The 24,002-nt window shown below is 72.0% G+C and carries 28 protein-coding genes; 11 read left to right on the top strand and 17 right to left on the bottom strand.

The window, feature by feature from the left end:
• Positions 1-48 precede the first annotated feature (48 nt).
• Both O7620_RS13180 and O7620_RS13175 read right to left on the bottom strand, forming a co-directional pair.
• Positions 49-1,035 carry a pirin family protein gene (locus O7620_RS13180; RefSeq protein ID WP_278123239.1) on the bottom strand — a complete coding sequence of 329 codons (987 nt, stop codon included), beginning with the start codon at positions 1,033-1,035 and terminating at the stop codon, positions 49-51.
• A gap of 9 nt (positions 1,036-1,044) precedes the next feature.
• Complete coding sequence (locus tag O7620_RS13175) at positions 1,045-1,527, bottom strand: MarR family transcriptional regulator (protein ID WP_278123238.1); 483 nt, start codon at positions 1,525-1,527, stop codon at positions 1,045-1,047.
• A 158-nt stretch (positions 1,528-1,685) separates the two neighbouring features.
• Between O7620_RS13175 and O7620_RS13170 the strand changes: the two genes are divergently transcribed.
• Positions 1,686-2,216, top strand: coding sequence for a GNAT family N-acetyltransferase (locus tag O7620_RS13170; protein WP_278123237.1), 531 nt, complete (start codon positions 1,686-1,688; stop codon positions 2,214-2,216).
• An 11-nt stretch (positions 2,217-2,227) separates the two neighbouring features.
• On the opposite strand, the gene O7620_RS13165 is transcribed toward O7620_RS13170, so the two are convergent.
• Positions 2,228-2,716, bottom strand: coding sequence for an FBP domain-containing protein (locus O7620_RS13165; RefSeq protein ID WP_278123236.1), 489 nt, complete (start codon positions 2,714-2,716; stop codon positions 2,228-2,230).
• 60 nt (positions 2,717-2,776) lie between these two features.
• On the opposite strand from O7620_RS13165, the gene O7620_RS13160 reads away from it, so the two are divergent.
• Positions 2,777-3,346 (top strand): TetR/AcrR family transcriptional regulator, encoded by a 570-nt coding sequence (locus O7620_RS13160; protein WP_278123235.1) that lies wholly within the window; start codon positions 2,777-2,779, stop codon positions 3,344-3,346.
• 223 nt (positions 3,347-3,569) lie between these two features.
• Positions 3,570-4,157, top strand: a complete 588-nt coding sequence (locus O7620_RS13155) for a DUF1684 domain-containing protein (RefSeq protein ID WP_278126988.1) — start codon at positions 3,570-3,572, stop codon at positions 4,155-4,157.
• Positions 4,158-4,201: 44 nt separating this feature from the next.
• Here the strand turns inward: O7620_RS13155 and O7620_RS13150 are convergent, their stop codons facing one another.
• Complete coding sequence (locus O7620_RS13150; RefSeq protein ID WP_278123234.1) at positions 4,202-4,789, bottom strand: general stress protein; 588 nt, start codon at positions 4,787-4,789, stop codon at positions 4,202-4,204.
• 121 nt (positions 4,790-4,910) lie between these two features.
• On the opposite strand from O7620_RS13150, the gene O7620_RS13145 reads away from it, so the two are divergent.
• Positions 4,911-6,740: a glycoside hydrolase family 15 protein gene (locus tag O7620_RS13145; RefSeq protein ID WP_278123233.1), complete on the top strand. Its 1,830-nt coding sequence runs from the start codon at positions 4,911-4,913 to the stop codon at positions 6,738-6,740.
• Positions 6,741-6,798: 58 nt separating this feature from the next.
• On the opposite strand, the gene O7620_RS13140 is transcribed toward O7620_RS13145, so the two are convergent.
• Both O7620_RS13140 and O7620_RS13135 read right to left on the bottom strand, forming a co-directional pair.
• On the bottom strand, positions 6,799-6,957 hold the full coding sequence (locus tag O7620_RS13140; protein WP_278123232.1) for a hypothetical protein: 159 nt from the start codon (positions 6,955-6,957) through the stop codon (positions 6,799-6,801).
• 96 nt (positions 6,958-7,053) lie between these two features.
• Positions 7,054-8,385: a hypothetical protein gene (locus O7620_RS13135; RefSeq protein ID WP_278123231.1), complete on the bottom strand. Its 1,332-nt coding sequence runs from the start codon at positions 8,383-8,385 to the stop codon at positions 7,054-7,056.
• Between the two features lie 236 nt (positions 8,386-8,621).
• On the opposite strand from O7620_RS13135, the gene O7620_RS13130 reads away from it, so the two are divergent.
• Positions 8,622-9,581 (top strand): FAD-dependent oxidoreductase, encoded by a 960-nt coding sequence (locus O7620_RS13130; protein ID WP_278123230.1) that lies wholly within the window; start codon positions 8,622-8,624, stop codon positions 9,579-9,581.
• 13 nt (positions 9,582-9,594) lie between these two features.
• Here the strand turns inward: O7620_RS13130 and O7620_RS13125 are convergent, their stop codons facing one another.
• The 3 genes from O7620_RS13125 to O7620_RS13115 form a co-directional block, all read right to left on the bottom strand.
• Positions 9,595-10,890 (bottom strand): cation:proton antiporter, encoded by a 1,296-nt coding sequence (locus tag O7620_RS13125; RefSeq protein ID WP_278123229.1) that lies wholly within the window; start codon positions 10,888-10,890, stop codon positions 9,595-9,597.
• 106 nt (positions 10,891-10,996) lie between these two features.
• Entirely contained in the window at positions 10,997-11,674 is a 678-nt protein-coding gene (locus O7620_RS13120; RefSeq protein ID WP_278123228.1) for an HAD family hydrolase, read from the bottom strand.
• A 58-nt stretch (positions 11,675-11,732) separates the two neighbouring features.
• A complete protein-coding gene (locus O7620_RS13115) occupies positions 11,733-13,862 on the bottom strand; it encodes a SpoIIE family protein phosphatase (RefSeq protein ID WP_278123227.1) in 2,130 nt (709 codons plus the stop codon).
• A gap of 198 nt (positions 13,863-14,060) precedes the next feature.
• On the opposite strand from O7620_RS13115, the gene O7620_RS13110 reads away from it, so the two are divergent.
• Positions 14,061-14,870: a hypothetical protein gene (locus O7620_RS13110; protein WP_151489747.1), complete on the top strand. Its 810-nt coding sequence runs from the start codon at positions 14,061-14,063 to the stop codon at positions 14,868-14,870.
• 69 nt (positions 14,871-14,939) lie between these two features.
• Here O7620_RS13110 and O7620_RS13105 read toward each other — a convergent pair whose 3' ends face one another.
• Positions 14,940-15,293, bottom strand: coding sequence for a DUF6401 family natural product biosynthesis protein (locus O7620_RS13105; protein ID WP_278123226.1), 354 nt, complete (start codon positions 15,291-15,293; stop codon positions 14,940-14,942).
• 160 nt (positions 15,294-15,453) lie between these two features.
• Here O7620_RS13105 and O7620_RS13100 point away from each other — a divergent pair, with 160 nt between their 5' ends.
• A complete protein-coding gene (locus O7620_RS13100; RefSeq protein ID WP_151489745.1) occupies positions 15,454-15,903 on the top strand; it encodes a hypothetical protein in 450 nt (149 codons plus the stop codon).
• Here O7620_RS13100 and O7620_RS13095 read toward each other — a convergent pair.
• Positions 15,900-16,106, bottom strand: a complete 207-nt coding sequence (locus tag O7620_RS13095) for a hypothetical protein (RefSeq protein WP_151489744.1) — start codon at positions 16,104-16,106, stop codon at positions 15,900-15,902. The two genes, O7620_RS13100 and O7620_RS13095, sit on opposite strands and share 4 nt — an antisense overlap.
• A gap of 354 nt (positions 16,107-16,460) precedes the next feature.
• On the opposite strand from O7620_RS13095, the gene O7620_RS13090 reads away from it, so the two are divergent.
• Together O7620_RS13090 and O7620_RS13085 are read left to right on the top strand one after the other, a co-directional pair.
• A complete protein-coding gene (locus O7620_RS13090) occupies positions 16,461-16,703 on the top strand; it encodes a hypothetical protein (RefSeq protein WP_278123225.1) in 243 nt (80 codons plus the stop codon).
• Between the two features lie 5 nt (positions 16,704-16,708).
• Entirely contained in the window at positions 16,709-16,858 is a 150-nt protein-coding gene (locus O7620_RS13085) for a hypothetical protein (protein ID WP_278123224.1), read from the top strand.
• On the opposite strand, the gene O7620_RS13080 is transcribed toward O7620_RS13085, so the two are convergent.
• From O7620_RS13080 to O7620_RS13065, 4 genes are all read right to left on the bottom strand, one after another.
• Positions 16,813-17,076: a hypothetical protein gene (locus O7620_RS13080; protein WP_151489742.1), complete on the bottom strand. Its 264-nt coding sequence runs from the start codon at positions 17,074-17,076 to the stop codon at positions 16,813-16,815. The genes O7620_RS13085 and O7620_RS13080 overlap by 46 nt on opposite strands.
• A gap of 113 nt (positions 17,077-17,189) precedes the next feature.
• Entirely contained in the window at positions 17,190-17,651 is a 462-nt protein-coding gene (locus O7620_RS13075) for an SRPBCC family protein (RefSeq protein WP_278123223.1), read from the bottom strand.
• Between the two features lie 49 nt (positions 17,652-17,700).
• A complete protein-coding gene (locus O7620_RS13070) occupies positions 17,701-18,117 on the bottom strand; it encodes a DUF2795 domain-containing protein (RefSeq protein ID WP_151489740.1) in 417 nt (138 codons plus the stop codon).
• A gap of 100 nt (positions 18,118-18,217) precedes the next feature.
• Complete coding sequence (locus tag O7620_RS13065; RefSeq protein ID WP_278123222.1) at positions 18,218-19,204, bottom strand: YihY/virulence factor BrkB family protein; 987 nt, start codon at positions 19,202-19,204, stop codon at positions 18,218-18,220.
• A 170-nt stretch (positions 19,205-19,374) separates the two neighbouring features.
• Between O7620_RS13065 and O7620_RS13060 the strand changes: the two genes are divergently transcribed.
• Positions 19,375-19,776: a ChaB family protein gene (locus O7620_RS13060; protein WP_151489738.1), complete on the top strand. Its 402-nt coding sequence runs from the start codon at positions 19,375-19,377 to the stop codon at positions 19,774-19,776.
• Between the two features lie 55 nt (positions 19,777-19,831).
• On the opposite strand, the gene O7620_RS13055 is transcribed toward O7620_RS13060, so the two are convergent.
• A complete protein-coding gene (locus O7620_RS13055) occupies positions 19,832-21,265 on the bottom strand; it encodes an aldehyde dehydrogenase family protein (protein WP_278123221.1) in 1,434 nt (477 codons plus the stop codon).
• A 72-nt stretch (positions 21,266-21,337) separates the two neighbouring features.
• Here O7620_RS13055 and O7620_RS13050 point away from each other — a divergent pair, with 72 nt between their 5' ends.
• Positions 21,338-22,945 carry an NAD(P)/FAD-dependent oxidoreductase gene (locus O7620_RS13050; protein ID WP_278123220.1) on the top strand — a complete coding sequence of 536 codons (1,608 nt, stop codon included), beginning with the start codon at positions 21,338-21,340 and terminating at the stop codon, positions 22,943-22,945.
• Positions 22,946-23,107: 162 nt separating this feature from the next.
• Here O7620_RS13050 and O7620_RS13045 read toward each other — a convergent pair whose 3' ends face one another.
• Positions 23,108-23,875, bottom strand: coding sequence for a polyprenol monophosphomannose synthase (locus tag O7620_RS13045; RefSeq protein WP_139586273.1), 768 nt, complete (start codon positions 23,873-23,875; stop codon positions 23,108-23,110).
• Between the last annotated feature and the right edge of the window lie 127 nt (positions 23,876-24,002).

Genomic DNA, 24,002 nt, shown 5'->3' with positions numbered 1-24,002 from the left:
TACGCAACGGCCCCCGGCTCGCACCGGGGGCCTTTCGCATGGTCAGGGTCAGGGCCGGGAGCCCTGGCCACCGGTGTGCGGCAGCCGCTCGGTCGGGATCACGCCGAGCCGACCGGCCTTGAAGTCGTCGAACGCCTGGACCAGCTCGTCGCGGGTGTTCATCACGAACGGGCCGTACTGTGCCACCGGTTCCCGGATCGGCTGCCCGCCCATGATGTAGAGGTCCAGAGCCGGGGTGTTGCTGTCCTGCGTGGGGTTCGCGCTGAAGCGCAGCGCGTCACCCGGACCGTGTACCGCGAGCTGACCGGTACGCACCGGCCGCCGGTCGGTGCCGACGGTGCCGCGCCCGCCCAGCACGTAGACGAGGGCGTTGAACTCCGGCCGCCAGGGCAGGTCCACCTGGGCGCCCGGCTGGACGGTGACGTGCGTGATGGTGATCGGGGTGAAGGTCGACCCCGGGCCACGGTGTCCGGCGATCTCACCGGCGATGACCCGGATCAGCGCGCCACCGTCGGGCGTGCTGAGCAGTGCCGACTCCCGGCCCCGGATGTCCTGGTAGCGGGGCGGGTTCATCTTGGCCGAGCGGGGCAGGTTGACCCAGAGCTGGGTGCCGTGGAAGAGGCCGCCGCTCATCACCAGGTGCTCCGGCGGCGCCTCGATGTGCAGCAGTCCGCTGCCGGCGGTCATCCACTGGGTGTCGCCGTCGGTGATGGTGCCGCCGCCGCCCTGCGAGTCCTGGTGGTCGAAGACGCCGTCGATGATGTAGGTGACGGTCTCGAACCCGCGGTGCGGGTGCCACGGGGTGCCCTTCGGCTCGCCCGGCGCGTAGTCCACCTCGCCCATCTGGTCGAGGTGGATGAACGGGTCCAGGTCGGTCGTCGAGACGCCCGCGAAGGCCCGGCGGACCGGGAAGCCCTCGCCCTCGAAACCGCTGGGCGCCGTGGTCACGGTGCGGACCGGGCGGATGGTGGCGGTCTCGTCGAGGCGCGGGAGGCGGGGCAGGACGAGGACGTTGTCAACGGTGATCGCGGGCATCGGGGGCTCCTAACTCGTGGCGTTGGTGGTCGACGCGGACCGGGCCGCCCGCAGGCGGTCGCCGAGCCGTCCGAAGACCCGGGTGAGGCAGGCGACCTCGGCGTCGTCGAGGTCGTCCATCAGGTGGGTACGCACCGACGCCAGATGGTGGGGTGCGGCCTCGGACAGGGCGAGCAGCCCGGCGGCGGTGAGCACCGCCTCGCTGCCGCGTCGGTCGTCCGGGCAGGGCTCCTTGCTGACCAGGCCGCGGCGTTGCATGGAGGAGATCTGGTAGGTCAGTCGGCTGGGCGAGAAGATCAGTCGGCTGGCCAGCTCGCCCATCCGCAGTCGCTGGCCCGGGGCCTCGGAGAGCACGACCAGGACGTGGTAGTCGGCGAAGCTGAGGTCGCTGTCGGCCCGCAGGTCCTCTTCCAACTGTGTGTAGAGACGCTGGCTGGCCTCGATGTAGGCGCGCCAGGCGGCCTCTCGGGTGCTGTCCAGGCTCTCTGTCACGTCCACGACGATAGCACTCTTTAAAAATTTAACTAGTGTCTCTGAACGTCGTCTGGATCACGTCAGAGCGGTCGACGAGTCGACTTCGTCCAGTTTTGAAGGAAGCGGACCGTAATCCGGCGGCGGGTGCCGGCGGCGATGTGCCAGACTCCGCCCTCGTGGAACACGTGGAGCTGGCCGCCGCCGACCTGCTGCTGCGCCCCTGGCGGGACGCGGACGCCCCCGCGGTCCGTGGCGCCCTGCGCGACCCGGCCATCGCCCAGTGGAACCCGCAGTCCGGTGGCCCGGTCGACGACGAGTACGCCTTGCTCTGGGTCCGCCGCCGCGCCGACTGGTCCGGCGGTGACCACGTCTCCCTGGCGATCACCGACGCCGGCGGTGAGCTGCTGGGCTCGGTGTCGCTGCACCACATCCACCACGGTGACGCCTCGATCGGCTACTGGACGGTGCCGGCGGCGCGCGGGCGCGGGGTGGCGGTACGCGCCGTCGTCCGGCTCACCGACTGGGCGTTCACCGACCTGCGGCTGCACCGGGTGGAGCTGTGCCACGCGGTGGCCAACCCGGCCTCCTGCCGGGTCGCCGACCGGGCCGGCTACGCCGCCGAGGGCACGCTGCGCGAGTCGTACCAGTACGGCGACGGCCGCCGCTACGACGAGCACCTGCACGCCCGCCTGGCCACCGACCGCTGACGCGCGCGCTGCTACTCGGTGACCCGGCGGAGAAACGCCGTGAGGGCGGTCGTGGTGCGGTCGATCTTCTCCGCCAGGGTCAGGGTCTCGTGCATGCGCGGGCCGGCGTGCTTCTTGCCCCGCACGTAGAGCGAGCAGGCCAGGTCGGAGCAGATGTACAGGCCCACGGAGTTGCCCTGCCGACCACCCGGGCCGGCCTTGCGGGCGGTCATCAGTGAGACGCCTTCGCCGGTGTGCGTGGTCAGGCAGAGGGAGCACATGCTGCGGCGGACGCGTCCGGTCTGCTGCGGTGCGGCACGCAGCGCCACCCCGATCAGCCCGCCGCCGGACTCGGCGACCAGGTAGGCCCGCTGCGGCGCCGCCGGGTCGCGCCAGCCGAAGAAGTCGAGGTCGTGCCAGAGGCGCATCTCAAGATCGTTGGGTACGGCCATCCGTTTGGTCTCGCCCTGGGTGCAGTTGACGAAGGACGCCCGGATGGCGGGTTCGGTTGCGACTAACATAGGTATTAGCCTAGCCACCCTAGGCAAGCAATTAACACGATTAGATTTGGAGTGTGCCGCGTGGCACGTGCAGGGGTGACCGCCGAACGCCTGACCCTGGCCGCGGCCGAGCTGGCCGACGAGATCGGGATGGAGAACGTCACCGTCGCCGCGCTCGCCCGCCACTTCGGGGTCAAGGACGCCAGCCTGTACTTCCACATCAGGAACGCCCACGACCTGCGGGTCCGGGTGGCGCTGTTGGCGCTGGCCGAACTCGCCGACCGGGTCGCGTCGGCACTCGCCGGCCGCGCCGGCAAGGACGCCCTGGTGGCCTTCGCCACCGCGTACCGGGACTACGCCAAGGCACACCCGGGCCGGTACGCGGCCATGCAGGTCGACCTCGACCCGGAGACGGCGGCCGCGAGCGCCGGCGTCCGGCACGCCGAGATGACCCGGGCCATCCTGCGCGGCTACCGGCTGGCCGAGCCGGACCAGACCGACGCGGTGCGGATGATGCACAGCACGTTCCACGGATTTGTGAGCCTGGAGCGTACCGGCGGCTTCCGGCACACCCCGCGCCCGGCGGACGAGTCGTGGGCGCGGACCCTGGACGCCCTCGACGCCGTCCTGAGCAACTGGCCGCAGCGCTGACTCAAGGACGGCGTCCGTCCTGTCCGTACCCACGAGGCGGTCATCGTCCCGTCTCGTGCGCGAGCGGGCGTCGCCGCGTGGTCCGCTGTCGCAGCAGAACGAGCGCGAGGCCCGACAGGAACCAGGCGGCGTAGTGTGGGTTCGTCGCCGACGTGCGCTGTCGCGCCTGTGGTGAGCCGGTCCGGTCCGGCGAGCTGTCGTTCGATGAGGAGTCCCCGGCATGCTGACCGACCTGGAGCTGGCCGACTGGCGGGAGCGGGTGGCCCGGCTGTACCTGTCCGACGTCGACCTGGCCGGGTTCCGCGCCGGCCGCGACGACCTCTTCGCCGCCCACCCGCAGAGCCCGATCCCGGCGGCGCAGCGGTCCGGCTTCACCGGGGTGCGGTACTTCCCCGCCAACCCGGATGCCGTGGTGGAGGCGCCGCTGCGGGCGGCCGACGGCGAGCTGCGCATCGACACCGGCGGCCCGGACGGGGTCGTCGCGTACCGGCGGGTGGCGGTGGCCGAGACGCCGTGGGGGCCGCTGACCCTGTGGTGGATCGAGGCGTACGGAGGTGGGCTGTTCGTCCCGCTGCGCGACGGCACCTGCGGGCGCGAGAGCTACGGGGGAGGCCGCTACCTCACCGACACCGTGAAGGGCACCTTCGGCCGGGGCGTCGAGCTGCTGCCCGGCGACCGGGTCCGCCTCGACGCGAACTATCTCTACAACCCGAGCTGTGCCTACGACGATCGCTGGGCCTGCCCGCTCGCGCCGCCGGAGAACCGCGTCGACGTGCCGCTGCGCGCCGGCGAGCTGGCGTACCACGGCTGACGGCCGCCCCGGCGTGCTGCCGGGACGGCCGGTCGGCCGGTGGCTCAGCCGGCGTTGGTGGCCGGACCGCCCATCTGCATCCGGCCCAGCAACTGCCGGGCCTGGTCGGCGAGCTGCGCGTCGACGGTCACCGCGTACTGGCCGGCCTGCAGGGAACTGGCGGAGGTGAAGTCCCGCCTCCCGCCGGTCATCGCGTGCGCGACCGCACCGAACACGGCACCCCAGATCGCGCCGATGACCAGCCCGACCAGAATCACCGCCAGCCAGTTGCCGACCGTGAAGATGCCGAACAACAGGCCGGTGAAGAGCCCGAACCAGGCGCCTGTCCCGGCGCCGAGCAGGGCGGCCCGACCGGTGGTCATCCGCCCCAGCACCGTCTCCACCAGGGTGAGGTTGGTGCCGATGATGGCGCTGTGCTCCACCGGGAAGCGGTTGTCGGCGAGATGGTCCACCACCCGCTGCGCGGACGGATAGTCCGGATACGAGCCGATGGTCACGGTGGGTGGGCCGGACTCCGGCCCGTGCCCGTCCCCGGCCGGTGTCGACATGCGGCCGGCCGGTCCGGATGGAAGCAGGTCGCCACCCTGTGTGCCGGGCCGCCAGGCGGCGGTCGGCCCCGAAGCTGACGTCATGAGCATCCTCCCTCGTCGGCTTCCCGGGTTCCCGCCCACGCCGGCCGGTAACGCCCGTCGCCGTGGCAGGTGCCCTCCCGCTGCGGGGGCATGCGCACGGGCGGGTCGGGTAGACAGTCAGGTGGAGAGCGGACAGATCAGCGACTACGGTTTCCTCGCCGATGGCCGCAGCGCGGCGCTGGTGGACCGCGCCGGCTCGGTGAACTGGTGGTGTCCGGGTCGGTTCGACGCCCCGTCGGTGTTCGGGCGGCTGCTCGACGACAGCGCGGGACACTGGTCGATCCAACCGGAGGGCGACTTCACCGTCGACCGCTCCTACCTTGAGGACACCCTGGTGTTGCGGACCGTGTTCCGCACGGCGCACGGGGAGGTGGCGCTGACCGACGCGCTCGCCTTCGAGCCGGGCGCCCGTGGACACGACATCGGTATGCACTCCCCGCAGGTCCTGGTCCGCAGCGTGCAGGGGCTGTCCGGTGAGGTGCCGATGCGGTTGCTCTACCGGCCCCGCTTCGAGTACGGGCGCACCATCGCGTACATGATCGAGCGGGGCGACCGGCTGGAGGCCATCGCCGGGGCCGCTCGCCTCACGCTGCGCGGCAGCGTGCGGTTGCGGTGCGGCGACGGCGAGGCCCACACGTCGTTCACCGCCCGCGCCGGCACGACCCACAACTTCACCCTCGGGTACGCCCCGACCTACGACGCCCCCCTGCCGGAGGTGCCGGACGCCGACCAGACCATCGCCGACACCGTCGCCGGCTGGCGGTCCTGGACCTCCGAGCACGACTACCAGGGGCTCTACGCCGAGCAGGTGCGGCGCAGCCGGCTGGTGGTCCAGGGCATGACCTATCGGCCCAGCGGGGCGGTGGTGGCCTCGGTGACCACCTCCCTGCCCGAGGAACTCGGCGGGGACCGCAACTACGACTACCGCTACGTCTGGGTGCGCGACTTCAGCCTCACCCTGCGCGCGCTGTGGCGGACGGCGTGCCTCGACGAGGTGAAGCGGCAGTTCGCCTGGCTGGGCCGGGCGATGGGCCGCGTCGACGACAAACCCGTGCCCATCATGTACGGCGTGCTCGGGGAACGCGACCTCACCGAGCACCGCCTGGATCAGCTCGGCGGATACCGCGACAACCCGCCGGTGGTGATCGGCAACAACGCCTGGCAACAGCGGCAGACCGACATCTTCGGCGAGGCGATGGATGCCGCCTGGTTGATGCGCGACAAGCTGGAGCCGCTGGATCCGGAGGTGCACCACGTCCTCCGGGTGCTCGCCGACCAGGCTGTGCGGGACTGGACGCTGCCCGACGCGGGGATGTGGGAGGAGCGCGGCGTCCAGCACCACCACGTGTCGTCGAAGGTGCAGTGCTGGGTGGCTCTGGATCGGGCGGTCCGTTTCGGTGACCGGCTCGGTGAACCGCGGGACCTGGCCCGCTGGGCGGCCGCCCGCGACGAGGTGCGCGCCCAGGTGCTCGAACGGGGGTGGAGCGACCGGCTGCAGTCGTACACCGGCAGTTTCGAATCCGACGAGCTGGACGCGTCGGTGCTGGTGATGCCGCTGGTCGGGTTTCTCCCAGCCGGCGATCCGCGGATGCGCTCGACGATCAGCGCCGTGCAGCGGCGGCTGTCGCACGACGGCCTGCTGCGGCGCTGGGACGGCGACCCGGCCGGGTTCGTCATCTGCTCGTTCTGGCTGGTGTGCTGCCTGGCGCTGGCCGGTGAGCGGGACCGGGCGCACGAGCTGTTCCGGGCGCTGGCGGGGAGGGTCAACGACCTCGGCCTGTTCGCCGAGCAGATCGATCCGCTGACCGGTGAGCAGTTGGGCAACTTTCCCCAGGCGTTCTCGCACATCGGCCTGATCAACGCCGCCGGTGTGCTGACCGACGTCGAGCAGGACCCGGAGTTGCGCGGCCTCGGTATGCCCCCGGCGCACCTCAGCCCGGTACGTCCCTGAGCCGCACTTTTATCGGAATCGTGACAACTGGCGCTTGCCTGAATCGACGCTCTATCGGTCATCGGTGCCACCACCCGCCACCCTGCTCGCCGTCCTCACCGCACTCTGCCTCGCCCCGCCCGGGGCGGTGCGGCCCTCGCATCACCCTCCACCCGTCGGGGTCCTTGATCGCGCCACGCGGGCCGACCTGCTCGTTGCTGCGGTCCGTCATCGTCATCGCCCTCTCTTCGAACAGGTGTGCCAGTACCCCCCGATCAGTGGTGGTTCATGCCGGTCCACCGCCGCTTTCAAGGCCCGGGGTTCCGGTGCGGCATCAGCGAGCCCTGGCGTGGCTCGGTGCGCCAGGAGTTCCGGATGTGGTGCGCTGCGGGGTGGTCGGGGCGATGATGGGTGAGATGTCGTGCTGGGTGGCGAGGCTGGCGAGGGAAGCCGTTGAGTTGGCGGCTCCTGGGGCCACTGCCTGTCCTGACTGCGGGGTGGTCGGGGCGATGATGGGTGAGATGTCGCGCCGGCTGGCGAGGCTGGCGAGGGAAGCCGTTGGGTTGGCGACCTCGGGGGCCGCCGCCAGTCCTGGGCCGGGAACGGCCCGAGGGGAATTCGTCGTACTCCCCAGCGCGGGCGTAGCCGCAGGAGGTGGAGGCGTCGACCGCCACCCGCTGACAGTCGAGGCAGCCGCGGCGATGAAAGAGGCGCCGGCGGCGGTCCAGGAGGACATGTGTCCGCGCTTGATGTCGGCGCGGGCCGCCACGAGAGTGTGCGGATCATGCGCGATTTCTTTGAGTGAGGTCCACGTAAAGCCGACCGTCGTCGTATATGCGGCTGCCCCGACCACTTTCATGGCAGAAAGGACATAGCTTTCGTAAGGCACGTCCTTCTGTTTGTAGTTGGCCCAGCATGCCGAGAGGGCGCGGTGCCCCAACAGCACGCCAGTGCCCACGATTACGTGCCAAGGAAGCTGATGCTTTCGCCCGTAATATTCGGTGAATAATGCTAGCGAATCCACGATCTTGTTGCGGCTCTCGTCATCTCCAAAAGCCCGTCGAGCCCCCTCGAGTCCTCGACGGAAAGCGCTTCGCGATTCGCCATCGCTCGGCACGGGCGTCCGCTCCCATGCGCTCCGGGCGAAAGCGGCCAGATTGGTCGCACTGCCCGCTAACGCGTAGTAGCCCCCGTATCCCAGTTCCTCTCGGTTCAGCTTGACAATCTTCGGGTCATGATTACTTCTATCGATCGATTTGATCGTCTGAAGAGGCATTCCCACCGGAATAACGGCGCTGGCCATGTCGTACAGGCCCGAAAGTATTTTCGCGTACTCTAGGGGCTGTTTCGTCCGGATGTTCTCCAACTGCTTAGCCGCAGGCTCCCACAATGCCTGCACGCCGTCGGTGGCAAACATGATTATCGCGCCCGCCGCGAGGGCGTCTCTGGATACAGCCTTACGCCCGATGCCGTCGCTCAAGAGCGCGCCGAAGTAGAGCGCGTTGGCGAGCGGCTGAGGGTCGCTGAACACACTTTTCAGCCGTGCGCCGATCCTTCGGCTCTCCGCCGGATCGAGGCCCGTCCACCCGCTGTCACCCTCCTCCAGACGGCGAAGGGAGTCGGTGTCAGTCGGCCGTTCGATTGTAGGAGCCAGAGTTTCTGGCATGTTTCGGCTTGTAGAATTTTGCATGTCAACTCCTATTCGGACAAAAGCATCCCGGACGGAAGAACCTTTCTCGGATGATTCACGGAGCGTAGGGGCACCTCAATCAGTTGATACACCCGCTCACCGATGGGAACGTTCGCGAACAACGAAAGGTTCAGCCACGGCGTTCGGCAATTCCATCGCCGCGGTCCTGGGAGCAACCACCGAAGCGCCAGGCCGCCGCCTACGATCACCGGATGAGCGTGGACTCGTCAAGTGTCGTCGTGGTCGGGGCGGGCATCGCCGGGGTCGCCTGTGCGGTCGAGTTGACGAGGGCCGGGGTGCCGGTGCAGGTCCGCGAGCGGGGGCACGTGTGCGGCGGCCGGATGGCCAGCAAACGCTTCGCGGGTCGCCCCGCGGACATCGGCGCCGCGTACTTCACCGTCAGCGACCCGGACTTCGCCGTCGTGGTCGAGCGGTGGCGCGCCGCCGGCCTGGTCCGCGAGTGGACCGACACGTTCCAGTCGTACGACCGGGAGGGGCGCCACGAGGTGCCCGGCCCGATGCGCTTCGCCGCGCCGCGCGGACTCCGCTCGCTGGTCGAACACCTGGCCGCCCCGCTGCCGCTGACCGTCGACCGGTTGGTGCTCACCGTCGAACCGGGGCCGATCGTCGACGGTGAGCCGTGCGCGGCTGTCGTCCTGGCCATGCCCGGCCCGCAGGCCGCCCTGCTGCTCGACCCGGCCCTGGCCGCCGCCACCGGTGTCGTGCAGGCGCAGAACTGGGCGCCGTCGCTTGCCGGCGTACTGCGCTTTCCGAACCGGCGCTGGCCGGACTTCGGCGGCGCGTTCGTCAACGACCATCCGGTGCTCAACCTCGTCTGCGACGACGGTGACCGGCGCGGGGACGCCGCACCGGTGCTGGTCGCGCACACCGTGCCGGAGTTCGCCGGTGCTCACCTGGCCCAGCCCACCGGGGCCGGCCCGGCCATCGCGCAGGCCGTCCAGGATCTGCTGGGCCTGCCCGAGCAGGCCGCCGACGTGCACGTGCACCGCTGGACGTACGCGAAGCCGACGGGCGGCGCGGGCGGCGACACCTATCACCTGGATGCCGACGGGATCGGCCTGGCCGGTGACGCGTTCGGCAAGCCCCGGGTGCAGAGCGCCTGGCGTTCCGGACGGGACCTCGGCCACGCGCTGGCCGCCCGCCTCGCTTGAGGAGTACGCGCGCTCAGGCGTGGCCGGCGACGGCCACGGGCTGGGCGGAGGCGTCGCGTTCGGCCGGGTCGGAGGTCCGTTCGCCCTCGCGGTCCAGCAGTTGCATGACCGGCGTCGCCGTGATGCCGTGTACCACCACCGACACGAGCACCACCAGGCCGACGGTGGCCCAGAGCAGTTCCGCCTGCGGAAAGTCCGCCTTCGTGGTGGCGTACGCGAGGTAGTAGAACGAGCCCACCCCGCGGATGCCGAACAACGCGATCACCCAGTGCTCGGCCGGCCGGCCGGGTGCCCCGCGCAGCGACACCCAGCCCATCAACGGCCTGATCAGGAACACCAGCGCCAGCCCGACGGCCGCCGCCGACCAGGTCAGCGAGGAGAGCAGGCCGCCCACGATCGCGCCGCCGAGCAGCAGCAACAACACCAGGGTGAGCAGTCGTTCGATCTGCTCGGCGAAATCATGCAGCACCGCGTGGAACTCGTGGGTCCGTTCGGCCGCGCGGATCGCCCGGGCGGCCACGAACACCGCCAGGAAGCCGTACCCGCCGACCACCTCCACCAGCCCGTACGCCAGGAAGGTGGCGGCCAGGGCCAGGAAACCCTCGGCGTGCCGGGCCAGCCGCAGCTTGCTGGGCGCCCGGAAGAACAGCTTGCCGAGCAGCCAGCCGATGAGCAGACCGCCGCCGACGCCGACGGACACCTTCCACAGCACGTCCACGGTGAACCACTCGGCCAGCCAGTCGCGCGGGGCGAGACTCGTCGAGGCGATGGCGATGGCCGCGTAGACGAACGGGAACGCCAGGCCGTCGTTGAGGCCGGCCTCGGAGGTCAACGCGAAGCGGACCTCGTCCTCGGAGTCCTCCACATCGGTCGGCTCGCCGACCTGCACGTCCGCGGCGAGCACCGGGTCGGTCGGAGCCAGCGCGGCGCCCAGCAGCAGCGCGGCTGCTGGCACCAGCCCGGCCCACCACCAGCCGAGCAGCGCCACCGCCGCGATGCTCAGCGGCATCGCGATGGCCAGCAGCCGCCAGGTCGACGACCAGCGGGCCCAGCTCAACGGTCGGTCGATCTTGAGGCCGGCACCCATCAGGGCGACGATCACCCCGATCTCGGTGAGGTGGGTGGTCAGCTCCGGGTGGGCCAGCGGATCCGGTGTCGGCAGACCCACCGGCAGCAGGAAGACCAGCATGCCGAGGGCCAGGAAGGCGATCGGCATGGACAGCGGACGCCGTTCCAGCACCCGGGGCAGGATGCCTGCGAGTAGGGCGCCCAGGCCCACCAGCGCGAACGCCACGTCTACCGGCTCCACCGTGCCACCTTCCGGCCGCGCCCACGGGTTGCGGGCAGGTGGTGACAGTCCATGCCCCGGGAGGGCTCCGGCTATGCGTACACGTGTCGACCAACCGGAGTGGGCTTCACCCCACGCGGGCGAGTGGCGAGTCGGACAGCTCCGCCAGCAGGGCCGCCGGGTCGTCGTAGACCGCCACCGCGCCGGCGCCGGCCAGCTCACCGCGGCTGGTGCCGCCGCAGGTCAGGCCGACACAGGGGATGGCGAGTTTGCCGGCCGCCACGACGTCCCAGACCGAGTCGCCGACGAAGACCACCCGCTCGGCGTCCAGTCCGGACTGCTCCAGCGCGGCGACCAGGATGTCCGGGGCCGGCTTGCTCTGCTCGGCGTCCGCCGAGGAGGTGACCGTGTCGACGACGTCGTCGGCGCCCAACGCCCGGCGCAGTGCGCCGACCTCCTGCTCCGACGCGCTGGTGGCGAGCACCACCCGCAGGCCCCGCTCGGCGCAGGCGCGCAGCAGGTCGGCCGCCCCGGGCAGCGGCGTCAGGCGTTCCCAGTACTCGCCGTACAGGGTGTCGTGCGCGTCGCGCAGCCGCTGGTCGGCGTCACGGTCCCGTTCCGGGCCGAGCAGGTGGTCGAGGAGCTTGTCCGCGCCCATGCCGATCGACCGGTGCACGGTCGCCATCGGGACCGGCTGGTCGGTCTGGCGTAACGCCTCCCACCAGCACACCGTGTGCAGGTACGTGGTGTCGACGAGGGTGCCGTCGACGTCGAACAGGATCCCAGCGGGTCGGTCGGTGGCCATGCGCGTCCTCCTACCCGCTGTGCGGTCGACTGATTCGTGCCGGCGCGGGCGAAAGGCGTCAGGACGGCACGAGGATCTCGAACCAGACGGTGGAGCCGCGAACCGTCGGATCGGTGCCCCAGGCGTCGCTGAGCTGCTCGATCAGCCCGAGCCCGCGCCCACGACTGCTCAACGTGTCGGTCCGGGTACGGGTCACGGTGCCGCGGGTGCCGGAGTCGGCGACCGACACCAGCAGCCGCTCGGGGCTGAGGTCGATCTCCACCCGGGCGGCGGTGCCGGCGTGCAGGAGGGCGTTGGTGGTCAACTCGCTCGTGCACAGCACCGCCGCGCCGATCACCGACTCGGGCACCTGCCACTCGGTGAGCTGGCCGGTCATCCAGTGCCGGACCCGGCTGGGCGCGGTCGGCTCCGCCGGCACCTCCATGCTCGCCGAACGGCTCGGCTTGAGCGCGTGCTCGACCGCCAGGACGGCCACGTCGTCCTCGGTGCCGCCGGACACGGCCGCGGTGGCCACCGCGCAGAGCGCGCGGGGGTCACTGCTGCTGGCCTTGGCGACCGCGTCGACGAGGGCGTCCAGCCCGGCGGTGAGGCTCTGCCGCCGGCGCTCCACCACGCCGTCACTGAAGAGCAGCAGGGTGTCGCCGGGACGGAACGCGACGGTGGTGGTGACCGCCCGCCCGCCGAGCCCCAGCGGAGGGCCGGCCGGCAGGTCCACGTACTCGGCGTGGGAACGACCGTCGGGGCCGCTGCGCCGGATCAGCGGAGCCGGGTGACCGGCACTGGCGAGGGTCACCTCCCGGCGGTCCGCGTCGACCAGCCCGAACACCACCGTGACGAACAGTTCGTGCGTACCGGCCTCCGCGCCCAGGCTGGTGACCAGCCGGTCCAGGCCGGCCAGCACCGCGTCCGGGGTGGGGTCGGTCAGCGCCAGCGCCCGCAGCGCCGCACGGACCTGCCCCATCCGCGCCGCCGCCTGCACGTCGTGCCCGGCAACGTCGCCCAACACCACGCCGAGCCCGCCGGTGGGCAGCAGGAACGCGTCGTAGAAGTCTCCACCGGCGGCGTTACCGTCCACCCCGGGGTCGTAGCGGGCCGCGACGCGCAGCCGGGGCAGGTCGGGCAGATGCTCCGGCAACATGCTGCGTTGCAGCAGCTGGGCGGTGCCGTGCTGGGTCTCGAAACGGCGGGCCCGCTCCGCCGCCTGGCCGATCAGCTCACCCGACGCGGCCAGCAACGCCCGCTCGGCGGCCGACCAGGCGTGCGGCGTCTGGAAGCCGACCGCCAGCCCGCCGCGTACCACCGAGGTGCCCAGTGGCAGGGCCGCCATCGAACGGATCTTCTGATCGTGGCGGTCGACCGCGGCGTCCCGCAGCGGCTGGCCGTCGCGGGTGAACGACGGATCGCCCGACCGGGCCACCCGCACCACCGGGGCCGACCAGTCCGCCGGAACGCGTCGCCACAACGGCGGGAGGCGCTCGTCGGCCTCGTCCATCAACTCGCCGCGGACCCGGCGTACCGTCCGCCAACCGCCGCCGCCCTCGTCGACCGAGAACGCCACCTGGTCGGCGTCGAACGTGGTGATCGTGTGCCGCAGCGCCACCCGGGCCACGTCGTCGAGAGTGAGCGTGCCGGCCAGCGCGGCGGCGACCTCGCTGAGGCTCTGCAACTGCTCGGTGACGTGGGTGGTCTCGGCGGCGACCGTCAGCATGCCGACGATCTGACCGGCGCTGTCGCGCACCGGCGAGTAACCCCGGGTGAAGACCGCCTGCTCCACCACGGCGGACTGCTCACGGACCAGGGGGAGGGTGGACTCCTTCTCCAGGAACGGCACGCCCTGCCGGTAGGTCCGCTCGATCACCTCACCGACGCCGGGCAGCGTCCAGATCTCCGCGTACACCTCGGCGGCCGGTCGACCGAGGGCGTCCGGGTGTTTGCTGCCGAGCATTTCGGCGTACCCGGCGTTGTAGAGCAGCACCAGGTCGTCGCCGTACGCCAGCGCCATCGGCATCGGCGAGGCGAGGATCAGCTCGACCACGGCACGGATCGCCGGATCCCACGCCTCGGGCGGGCCGAGCGAGGTGTTGGCCCAGTCGTGGGCGAGCACGGCGGCGGCGTCCGGCTCCGCCCCGGTGGATGCGCCGGGCACCGGGGTTGCTGGCGTGGGGACTCGCCCGACCGTTCCTGGCATGTCCGCAGCCTATCCGGCCCCCCGACATCGGCATCCGATCATGGCGGCGGGTCGCCGCCGGCATCGTGGCGGTGACTGTTCGGGCAGTTCACGGCCCATCTTCGGCGGCTTGTCGGAAAAAACTCCGCGAGCCGCGCGGACTGCCGCACCGTCGGCCGGGTATGCGCCCGACGCAGTCCATGCGACAGGAGGGACGTCATGCTGAAAACCCTCGCGGTCCGGCAGGCCGACATTGGTGATGCCATCGCCGACACGTGGAGGTCGGTGCTGCTCTTCATCCCGAAGGCAGTGGCCTTCATCGTCATCCTCGTGGTCGGCTGGCTCATCGCCAGAGCGGTCCTCAAGATCGTGGATGCGGTCCTGGAACGGGTGCACTTCGACCAGGCCGTCGAACGCGGCGGCATCAAACGCGCGCTGGAGAGAACGAAGTACGACGCAAGCGACATCCTGGCCAGACTGGCGTACTACGCGGTACTGCTGTTCACGCTGCAGTTCGCGTTCGGGGTCTGGGGACCCAACGCCATCAGTGACCTGATCAGCGGCGTGGTGGCCTGGCTGCCGCGTGCGTTCGTCGCGATCGTCATCGTGGTGGTGGCGGCCGCGATCGCCAACGCCGTCCGGGATCTGGTCACCGGGGCGCTGGGCGGTCTCTCGTACGGCAAGGTCCTGGCCGACCTGACCGCGATCTTCATCATCGCGCTCGGCGTGATCGCCGCGCTGAACCAGGTGGGTATCGCCACGACGGTGACCACACCGGTGCTGATCGCGGTGCTCGCCACGGTGGCCGGCATCCTGATCGTCGGTGTCGGTGGCGGTCTGGTGAAGCCGATGCAGAGGCGCTGGGACGGCTGGCTGGACCGGGCGGCCCAGGAAGCCCGGGCGGTGCAGGAGCACCGGCGGGCCACCGCGGCCGGGCGCGGCGACATGGAGCGGCAGATGGCCGACCGTGGCGGCGAACGCACCCAGGCCATGCCCCGGGTGGACGAGGCCCCGCAGTACCGCGCGTAGCGGGCGGGACGACAGGGTCGTACGGAAAGAGGGTGCTCGCGCTTCGGCGCGGGCGCCCTCGTGCGCGGGTCAGGTCTCGTCGAGCGTGCGGGCCAGCGCGCAGACGGCGAGCAGCCGGGCGTGCGGCCATTCCGGCGCGTCCCAGTCCACCGGGCCACGCGGCGGCGCCCACCCGTGTTCCAGGGCCGCCTCGCGCAGCCCCTCGGCGTAGCCGGCGAGGGTGGCGGCCGTCAGGGGCCGTCGGTCGCCGTCGAGGCTGTCCCGTACGGCGGCGGCGTGCTGGTCGACGAGGGCGAGCAGCCCGGGTCGCGTCGCGGCGGCGGCGAGCCCGACGGTGCCGACGGAGACGGTGAGGGCGGCCAGGGTGGACCGCGTCGAGTCGACGGCGGTACGGGGGGCGACCCGGGTGAACGGCACACGCATGGTGACCGAGGCTAACCGACCGGTGACCGGGCCGGCCTCGGCCGCTCGGGGGTGTCAGCTGCGCCACCGGACGACCCGGGGCTGACCGCGAGGGTTGATCCGGCACAGACGGGGCAGCAGGAGAATCGCGGCACACGCAGGCACAGAGCACGGAGGAGCGATGGGACAGCAGCTGGACGGGCCGGACGAGCAGCACCGCCGGCCGGACGGGGTGAGCGACGCGACGGTCGCCGCGCTGGGCAAGCTCAGCGAGGCGCTGGAGTGCGTGGAACGGGCCCGGGGGCACCTGTACTCGCTGCACCAGCTGATCGGGCACGCCGACCTGATGCTCGGCGACGCCGTGGAGCAGTTCCGCGCGGCCGGGCACCAGCAGCTCGCCGATCGGATCGACACCGAACTGGTGGGTCGCAACGTCATCGCCGGGCGGTGGACCTTCCAGATCGTCGAGGACTTCGACGACGGCTACCACGCGCTGTTCCGGGAGCTGGACCAGCGGGCCCGTGACGAGTTGGTGGGTGGGCGGCGGCACCTCTACGAGGCGGAGATGAAGGAGCGCCGCCGCAGCCGGGGCCGGCCGGGGCACGAGGCCCGGCCGGCCAGCGGCAGCTAGTCGGTCGCGTCGGCGGGCCGCCGTCGGGCCGCGTCGTCCGCGATGATCACGGTGGCCACCATCAGCGCGACGCAGAGGCTGAACAGCCAGGACTCGTCGGAGACGAGCCGGGCGGAGACCGGCGCCTGCAGCGCGGCGAGCAGGAAGCCGAGCCAGGCGAGCCGGCGCTGACGCGTGGAGAGGATTCCGGAGCCATGATGCATTCCGAAATTCTTACGCGAACTGGCCGGCTTGCCGTCCTCCGATCGGCCGATTCTGGATGAGCTGTCCGTTTTCTCGACCGTCCGGACACCACTTCTTGTCGCGGCGGGCGAACGGCCGGCGACGACGGTAAGGTGCGGCTGCGGCAGGATCTGTCTGGTGTCCACCCCGACCGCGCCGCCCCGCGCAGCACTGCTCCTGCTGGCCTATCTCGCGTTCGTCAGTCTCGGCCTGCCCGACGGCCTGCTCGGCGTCGCCTGGCCCTCGATCCGGGCGGACTTCGACGTACCGACCAAGGCGGTCGGACTGCTGCTCACCGCCGGCACCGTCGGCCGCCCGCACCGAGCACGCCACCGGTGCCGGTCCGGAGCACGCTGCTGCTGCCGGCGGTCTGGTCGGGTGCGGCCGGCTTCGCGCTGTACGTGGCGATCGAGGTGTCCGCCGGGCTGTGGGCGTTCCTGCTGCTCACCGAGGGGCGCGGCCTCGGCGCCGCGGTCGCCGGAGGGTCGGCGCGGCCCACGCGGACCGCGCCATCGGCCTGCAGATCGGTGCCGCCGGACTGGGCGCGGCGCTCGTCCCGGGTGGGCTCGGCGTCCTGATCGACATGCTGTCGGTGCAGGTGCTCGGCCCGGCCCTGGTCGTGCTCGCGCTGGCGCTGATCGTGCTGTACGAGCTGGGTGCCCGCCGGCCCGTCCGGCGCGACCCCGCTCAGCCGTTGTCCGGCCCGGTCCGGCCGGTCGTCGACGGGCGGTAGGCGCGCTCCGGGTCGGTCGGCTCCCGGCCGGTACCCCGGGCCTGCCCGGCGCGGTCGGCCGCCGCCGGCCCGTGGCCGAACGCGGCTTCCTCACCGGCGTCGTTGCCGGTCACGTCGTCGGACTGCCCGTCGAGGCTGGAACCCGACACGGCGCGTTCCAGTTCCTCCAACGGAAGCCGTTCCTCGTCCCGCCACACCCTGATCTTGTCGTCGGTCATGTCTTCAGCCGTACCCGGGCGCGATGATCGCAAACGACGCCGCGCGGGCGGGCTCGGACACGGCGATGGCCGCCGGAACTCCGGCGGCCATCCGTGGTGCGGTGCTCTCCGGATCACGGCTGCGGGCGGTCCACCGTCCCGCGCCAGGCACCGGTCTCCTGACCGCGCCGCTCGATGAAGGTCTTGAAGCGCTCCAGGTCGCCCTTGGCCCGCCGGTCGACGATGCCGAGCTTGTCGCCGGCCTGCTCGACCACCCCGTGCGGCTCGAACTCGAGCTGGAGGGTGACCCGGGTCTTGTCCGTGTCCAGGCGGTGGAAGGTCACCACGCCGGCCTGCTGCGTGCCACCGGTGGACCGCCAGGCCACCCGCTCGTCGGGCAGCTGCTCGGTGATCTCGGCGTCGAACTCCCGCTTCACCCCGGCGATGTCCACCGTCCAGTGGGTCATCGTCTCGGAGAGCTGCCGGACCTCCTGCACGCCCTCCATGAACTGGGGGAACTCCTCGAACTGCGTCCACTGGTCGTAGGCGGTGCGGACGGGTACGGCAACGTCGACGTGTTCGGTAACGCCACTCATGTGGGAACCTCCTTCGGCCGGTGATGGATCGGATCGGGGGGCGATCCGCTCACCAGCGGGTTGTCTCGTTCTTGTGGCCGAGCGCGGCCCACACCTCGGACACCGTCTGGTATTCGGTGCCCTCCGGCAGGCGTTCCAGCGCCGCGAGGATGTCGTCCGGTGCCTCGTTCTCCCGGGCGCTGGCGATGAGCACCAGGCGGTCGCCGGGCAGCGCGCTCATCGAGATGAACCGGCCGAGCCGGCTGCGCTGCTCGACATCCGTGGAGCTCATCCCCTGCGGAGTGCCGGTGCGCAGGTCGCCGGCCGGCGCGGTCGTCGTCTCCGGCTGGTCCTCGCCTGCCGGTTCCGGCACGCGCGACTCCTCGACGCGGGAGCCACCGGTCCCCGGCCCCTGTACGAGGCCGCTGACCTCCTGGCTCATCTGCTCGTCGATCCTCGGTCCGTGCTTGCTGTTGCCACGCTCCATGTCTTCTGCGCTACCCGAGGGCAGGGCCGGTAAACCGGCACCGGACCACGAACCGGCCCTCGGCCGGCCCCGGGACCGGACATCCGGCCCACGGCGGTGCTCAGGTGTCGGCGGGCTTGCGGGGCGGCAACACCGGCTCCTCCGGGTCCGGGTCGCCGGCCTGCAACTGCCGTCCGCGCTGTACCTCGGCGTTGATCTGCACGCCCAGCATCAGCGCCGAGTTGGACAGGTAGAGCCAGACGAGAAACGCGATGGCCGCGCCCAGACTGCCGTAGGTGGCGTCGTACGAGCCGAAGTTGGCCACGTACAGACCGAAGCCGAAGGAGACCACCGCCCAGGCGAGCAGGGCCACCGCGCCGCCGGGGGTGAGCCAGCGGAACCGGGGCTGACGCACGTTCGGGGCGATCCAGAACAGCAGCGACAACAGCACCATCATGATCATGGCGAGCACCGGCCACTTCGCCACGCTCCACACCGTACGGGCCAGGCCGCCGGCGTTGACCAGATCGCCGACCGCGTCGGTGACCGGGCCGCTGACGATCAGCCCGAGGGCGACCACCGCGAGCAGCACCAGCGTGATCGCGGCCAGACCGATCTGCAACGGCCGCAGCCTCCACACCGGCCGACCCTCGGTCACCCCGTAGATGGCGTTGGAGGCCCGGGTGAACGCCCCGATGAAGCCCGACGCCGACCACAGCGCACCGAGCAGACCGAAACTCAGCAGCAGCTTGGGATTGCTCTGCTCGAGCACCACCGAACGGATCACCCCGACCACGCCACCCTCGTCGTCGGTCAGCACCGAACCGGCGCCCACCTGGTTGGCGAGGTCGACCACCGTGTCGACGGTCTGTTCGCCGGAGGACACCAGGCCGACCAGGGCCACCACCACGATGGCGGACGGGAAGAGCGCCAGGACCCCGTAGTAGGTCAGCGCGGCAGCCCAGTCCGAGCAGTTGTCGGTGACGAAGTTCTGTACGCTGCGGACCAGCACGCCCCGCCAGGTCCGCCAGTTCAGCTGCCGTACCCGCCGGGGCAGCCGGGCGCCCGGCGTGCCGTCGAGCGTCGTACCGGGCTCCGTGGTCGTCATGCCCGCTCCCTGTGCCCCGGCCGCCGGATGACCGGTCGTCCGGTCGGGCCTTGCCCGGCCGGTACCCGCGCCGCGAAATCGACAAACCCGTCCGTCCGGCGCGGATGGTTTGCCGGCCCGCTGCCGGGGAACGCTCACCGACAACCCTGTCGACGCGGAGGAGGACGAGAATGCCCGCGCGCGAGGACATGCCCAGCACGCTGCGACGCTCCCCGGACAAGGCGCAGCGCACCTGGGAGAAGACGCACGACTCGGCGGTGGAGACCTACGGCGAGGGGGAGCGGTCGCACCGCACCGCCTTCGCCGCGGTGAAGCACCAGTTCGAGAAGGTGGGCGACCACTGGGAGCCGAAGGGCCGCAAGGGTCCGAGCGACGCCCAGGCCGCCGGAGGCGGGCCGGAGCGGCGCGCACCCACCGCCGGTGGGGTGGACGCCAACGCCACGAAGGACCATCTGATGTCGGTGGCCCGCAAGCTGGACGTACCCGGTCGCTCCAGCATGACCAAGCCGGAGCTGGTCACGGCCATCGAGAAGGCCAACGACCGCGCCACCCGCAAGGCTCGCGGCGACTGACCCAGCAGACGACGGTACGGGCGGACGCGGCACCCCGGCGCCCGCCCGTTCCGTGTCACCAGTGCCCGCCAGCCGGCGCCTCGATGTGCACCGCCTTCGTGGCGGTGAACTCGTCCAGCAGCTCCGGGCCGTACCCGAAGCCCTGCCCGCTCGCGCCCCGCGGGTGCGCGGCGCCGCCCGGTGCCCCGCCGAACACGGCGTTGATTTTGACGGTGCCCACCGGCAGGTCCCGCCAGGCCCGTTGCGCGTGGCTCATCGACGCGGTCAGCACCGTGGCGGCCAGCCCGTACGGGGAGTCCGCCGCGCAGCGCAGACCCTCGTCGAACGAGTCGACGACCACCACGGGGGCGACCGGCCCGAACGTCTCCTCCCGCACCAGCGGCATGTCGTGCCGGCAGTCGGTGACCACGGTGGCCGGGTAGAACGCTCCCGGCCCGTCCGGCACCTCCCCACCGGTACGCACCCGCGCCCCCGCCGCCACGGCGGCCGCCACCTGCCCGTGCACGTGGTCCCGGTGCCGCCGGTCCACCAGCGGACCCAGCTCGGTGCCCGGCTCCCGGCCCGGCCCCATCCGTAGCGTGCCGGCCCGTCGCACCAGCGCCGCCACGAAGTCCTCGGCCACGTCCCGGTGCACGTAGATCCGCTCCACCGCGACGCAGATCTGCCCCGCGTTGGCGAACGCCCCGAGCGCGGCCTGCTCCGCCGCCCACTCCGGGTCGACGCCGGCGTCGACGACCAGCGGGTCGCTGCCGCCGTTCTCCAACAGCACCTTCGCTCCGGTGCGGGCCGCCGCGGCGGCGATGGCCCGCCCGCTCGCTGTGGCGCCCACGTGGGCCACCACGTCGACCTCCTGGGCGGCCAGCGCCGCCCCGACCTCGGCTCCGCCGGTGAGCAACGACAGCACACCGGGCGGCAGTGCCCCGTCCAGCGCACGCGCCAGCAGCCAACCCGTCGCCGGGGTGCGTTCGCTGGGCTTGTAGAGCACCACGTTGCCGGTGACCAGAGCCGCCCCGAGCAGCCCGCAGGACACCGCCACCGGGTCGTTCCACGGGGTGATCGCGGCCACCACGCCCCGGGGCTGCGGGGTCATGAAGTCCAGCGCGTCCCCCGCACCGTTGAGCGTCCGCCCGCCGCGCAGCGGGGCCAGCTCCGCGTACTGTCGCAGGGTGCCGATGCCCGCCTCGACGCCCCCACGGGCGTCCGCCAGGGGTTTGCCCATCTCCGCGGTGACCGCCGCGGCCAGCTCGTCGGTGACCGCCGACACCGCGTCCGCGGCCCGGTGCAGCGCCGCAGCCCGCGCGGCCGGCGCGGTCGCCGCCCACTCCGCGGCCGCACCGCGCGCCGCCTGGGCCGCCTTGCCGACCTCGTCGGCCGTGGCCACCGGCACCGTGCTGACCGGCGAACCGTCCGCCGGGTCGTGGACGACCAGCTCACCGCCGTCGCCGCCCGCACCCCACACCCCGCCCACCAGCTGCGCAACCGTGTACATGCGGCGCTGGATGCCCCGGCCCCGGCGCGGCAAACGCGTTTCGCCCGGTTGCGCGCCGGGTAGCCGGATCGGATGAACACCACCGGCGCCCAGAGCGCGGACGCCGTCGTCGTCGGCGCCGGTCACAACGGCCTCGTCGCGGCGAACCTGCTGGCCGACGCCGGGTGGGACGTGGTCGTACTGGAGGCGACCGCCGTGCCCGGCGGCGCCGTCCGTTCCGCCGAGGTGACCGCGCCCGGCTACCTCAGCGACCTCTACAGCTCGTTCTACCCCCTGGGGTACGCCTCGCCGGTGCTGCGCGGGCTCGACCTGGGTCGGCACGGCCTGTCCTGGCGGCACTCCCCGGACGTCCTGGCGCACCTGCTGCCCGACGGTCGGGCCGCGGTGATCAACCGGGATCCGGACGTCACCGCCGCCTCCCTGGAGCAGTTCGCTCCCGGTGACGGCAGACGCTGGCTCAACGCGTACGCCGACTGGCTCGAGGTGGCCGAGCCGATGCTGGACACGATCACCACGCCGTTCCCGCCGATTCGCGGCGGGCTGGGTCTGCTGCGCCGGCTGCGGATCGCCGGCGCGCTACGGCTGGCCCGGCGGCTCGTCGTGCCGGTGCGCAAGCTCGGTGACGAACTGTTCGACGGCCCCGGCGGACCGGCGCTGCTGGCCGGCTGCGCCCTGCACACCGACCTGTCCCCGGAGGAGGCCGGCTCCGGAGTGTACGGGTGGCTGCTGGCCATGCTCGGCCAGCAGGTCGGCTGGCCGGTGCCCGACGGCGGCGCGCAGCAGATCACCAACGCGCTCGTCGACCGGTTGCAACAACGCGGCGGGACGATCCTCTACGGCGCCCAGGTCGACCGGGTGCTCACCGCCCGGGGCCGGGCGATGGGCGTGCGCACCGTCGGCGGCACGCTGTGGCGGGCCCGGCGGGCCGTGCTCGCCGACGTGCCGGCGCCGGCCCTCTACCTCGACCTGGTCGGCGCTGCCGCGCTGCCGTCCCGGCTGGTCGAGGACCTGGCGCACTTCCGGTGGGACGGTTCGACGCTGAAGGTGGACTGGGCGCTCTCCGCGCCGGTGCCGTGGACGAACCGGGAGGTGGCCGGTGCCGGCACCGTGCACCTCGGCGCGGACCTGAACGGGCTCACCCACTATGCCGGGGAGCTGGCCCGTGGCGAGCTGCCCCGCGACCCGTTCCTGCTGGTCGGGCAGATGTCGGTGGCCGACCCGAGCCACTCCCCGCCGGGCACCGAGTCGCTCTGGGCGTACACCCACCTGCCGTTCCGGCGGGACTGGCGTGCCGAGGACGTCGCCGGGCACGTGCAGCGGATGGAGGACGTGCTGGAGGCGGCCGCCCCGGGCTTCCGGCGACTGATCGTCGGTCGGCACGTGGCCGGGCCGGCCGAGCTGGAGAAGGCGAACCCGAGCCTGGTCGGCGGCGCGCTCGGCGGTGGCACCGCCGCGGCGTACCAGCAGCTGTTCCTGCGCCCGATCCCCGGCCTGGGGCGGGCGGACACCCCGGTGGACCGGCTCTTCCTGGCCAGCGCGTCGGCGCACCCCGGCGGCGGCGTGCACGGCGCACCCGGCGCGAACGCGGCTCGCGCGGCCCTCGCCCGCGACCGCGCCCTCACCGGCCGCGCCTACGCGGCAGCCATCGCCAAAGCCCACCAAACCGTCTACCCCACCTAACCGCCCCCCTTACCGCCCCCACCCCCCGCGCCGCCCCCCGCACTGCCCCCGGTGATCAAGAGGTTTGCGTCATCGGCGGGCCGAATTTTGACGCAAAGCTCTTGATCACCGGGGTGGGAGGTCGGTGGGAGGGGAGGGGGAGAGTGGGGGTGGGGGTGGGTTTTAGCGGGTGATGTTGCGGTGTTTGTTGCGGAGGCGGAACGGCATCAGGGCGCTTTCGATCTTGGTGGCGGTGGTCATCTTGGACTCGCCGTCGCGCCGCTCCTCGAAGCGGATCGGCACCTCCAGGATCGTGTGCCCGAGCTTGGTGGCCAGGTAGTGCATCTCCACCTGGAAGCTGTAGCCGTTGGACTGCACCCGGTCCAGGCCGATGTCGCGCAGAGCGTCGGCGCGCCAGATCTTGAAGCCGGCGGTCAGGTCGCGGATGCGGACCCGCAGCAGGGTGTGCACGTAGAGGTTCGCCCAGCCGCTGAGCGCACGCCGGTACAGCGGCCAGTTCTCGTCCAGCTCGCCACCGGGCACGTACCGGGAGCCGATGACCACGCCGGCCTGGGTGGAGAGCAGGGCACCCAACATGCCCGGCAGCGCCTCCGGCGGGTGCGACAGGTCGGCGTCCATCTGCGCCACGTACTCGGCGCCACCGTCGAGCGCACGCCCGATCCCGTCCACGTAGGCCCGGCCCAGGCCCTCCTTGCCGGCCCGGTGCACCACCTCGATGCGGTCCGGGTGCTCGATGGCCAGCTTGTCGGCCACCTCGCCGGTGCCGTCGGGAGAGTTGTCGTCGGCGACGAGGATGCGCAGCCCCGGCAGCGGCAGCGCGAGCAGCCGCTCGACCAACGCCGGGAGGTTGCCCGCCTCGTTGTAGGTGGGCACCACGACGGTCAGGCGTGCGTCCCGCCACGGCGACGGCAGCTGCACGGGCTCGATCATGTCGGACATCCTCGGTTTGCGGACAGGGCTACCTGAGAGGGTATCCAGTTGCCCCGTCGGAGTGGAAAACGCTCCCCTTCCGGGCGTTGCGGACGAGGTCGTCCCATGCCGACGACCGCCCGCACCC

It is taken from the genome of Micromonospora sp. WMMD710 (assembly GCF_029626045.1).
In the GTDB taxonomy this organism is placed as follows: Bacteria; Actinomycetota; Actinomycetes; order Mycobacteriales; family Micromonosporaceae; genus Micromonospora.
Note: the sequence above shows the minus strand (reverse complement) of the source record. Positions and strands in the feature narration are given on the sequence as shown.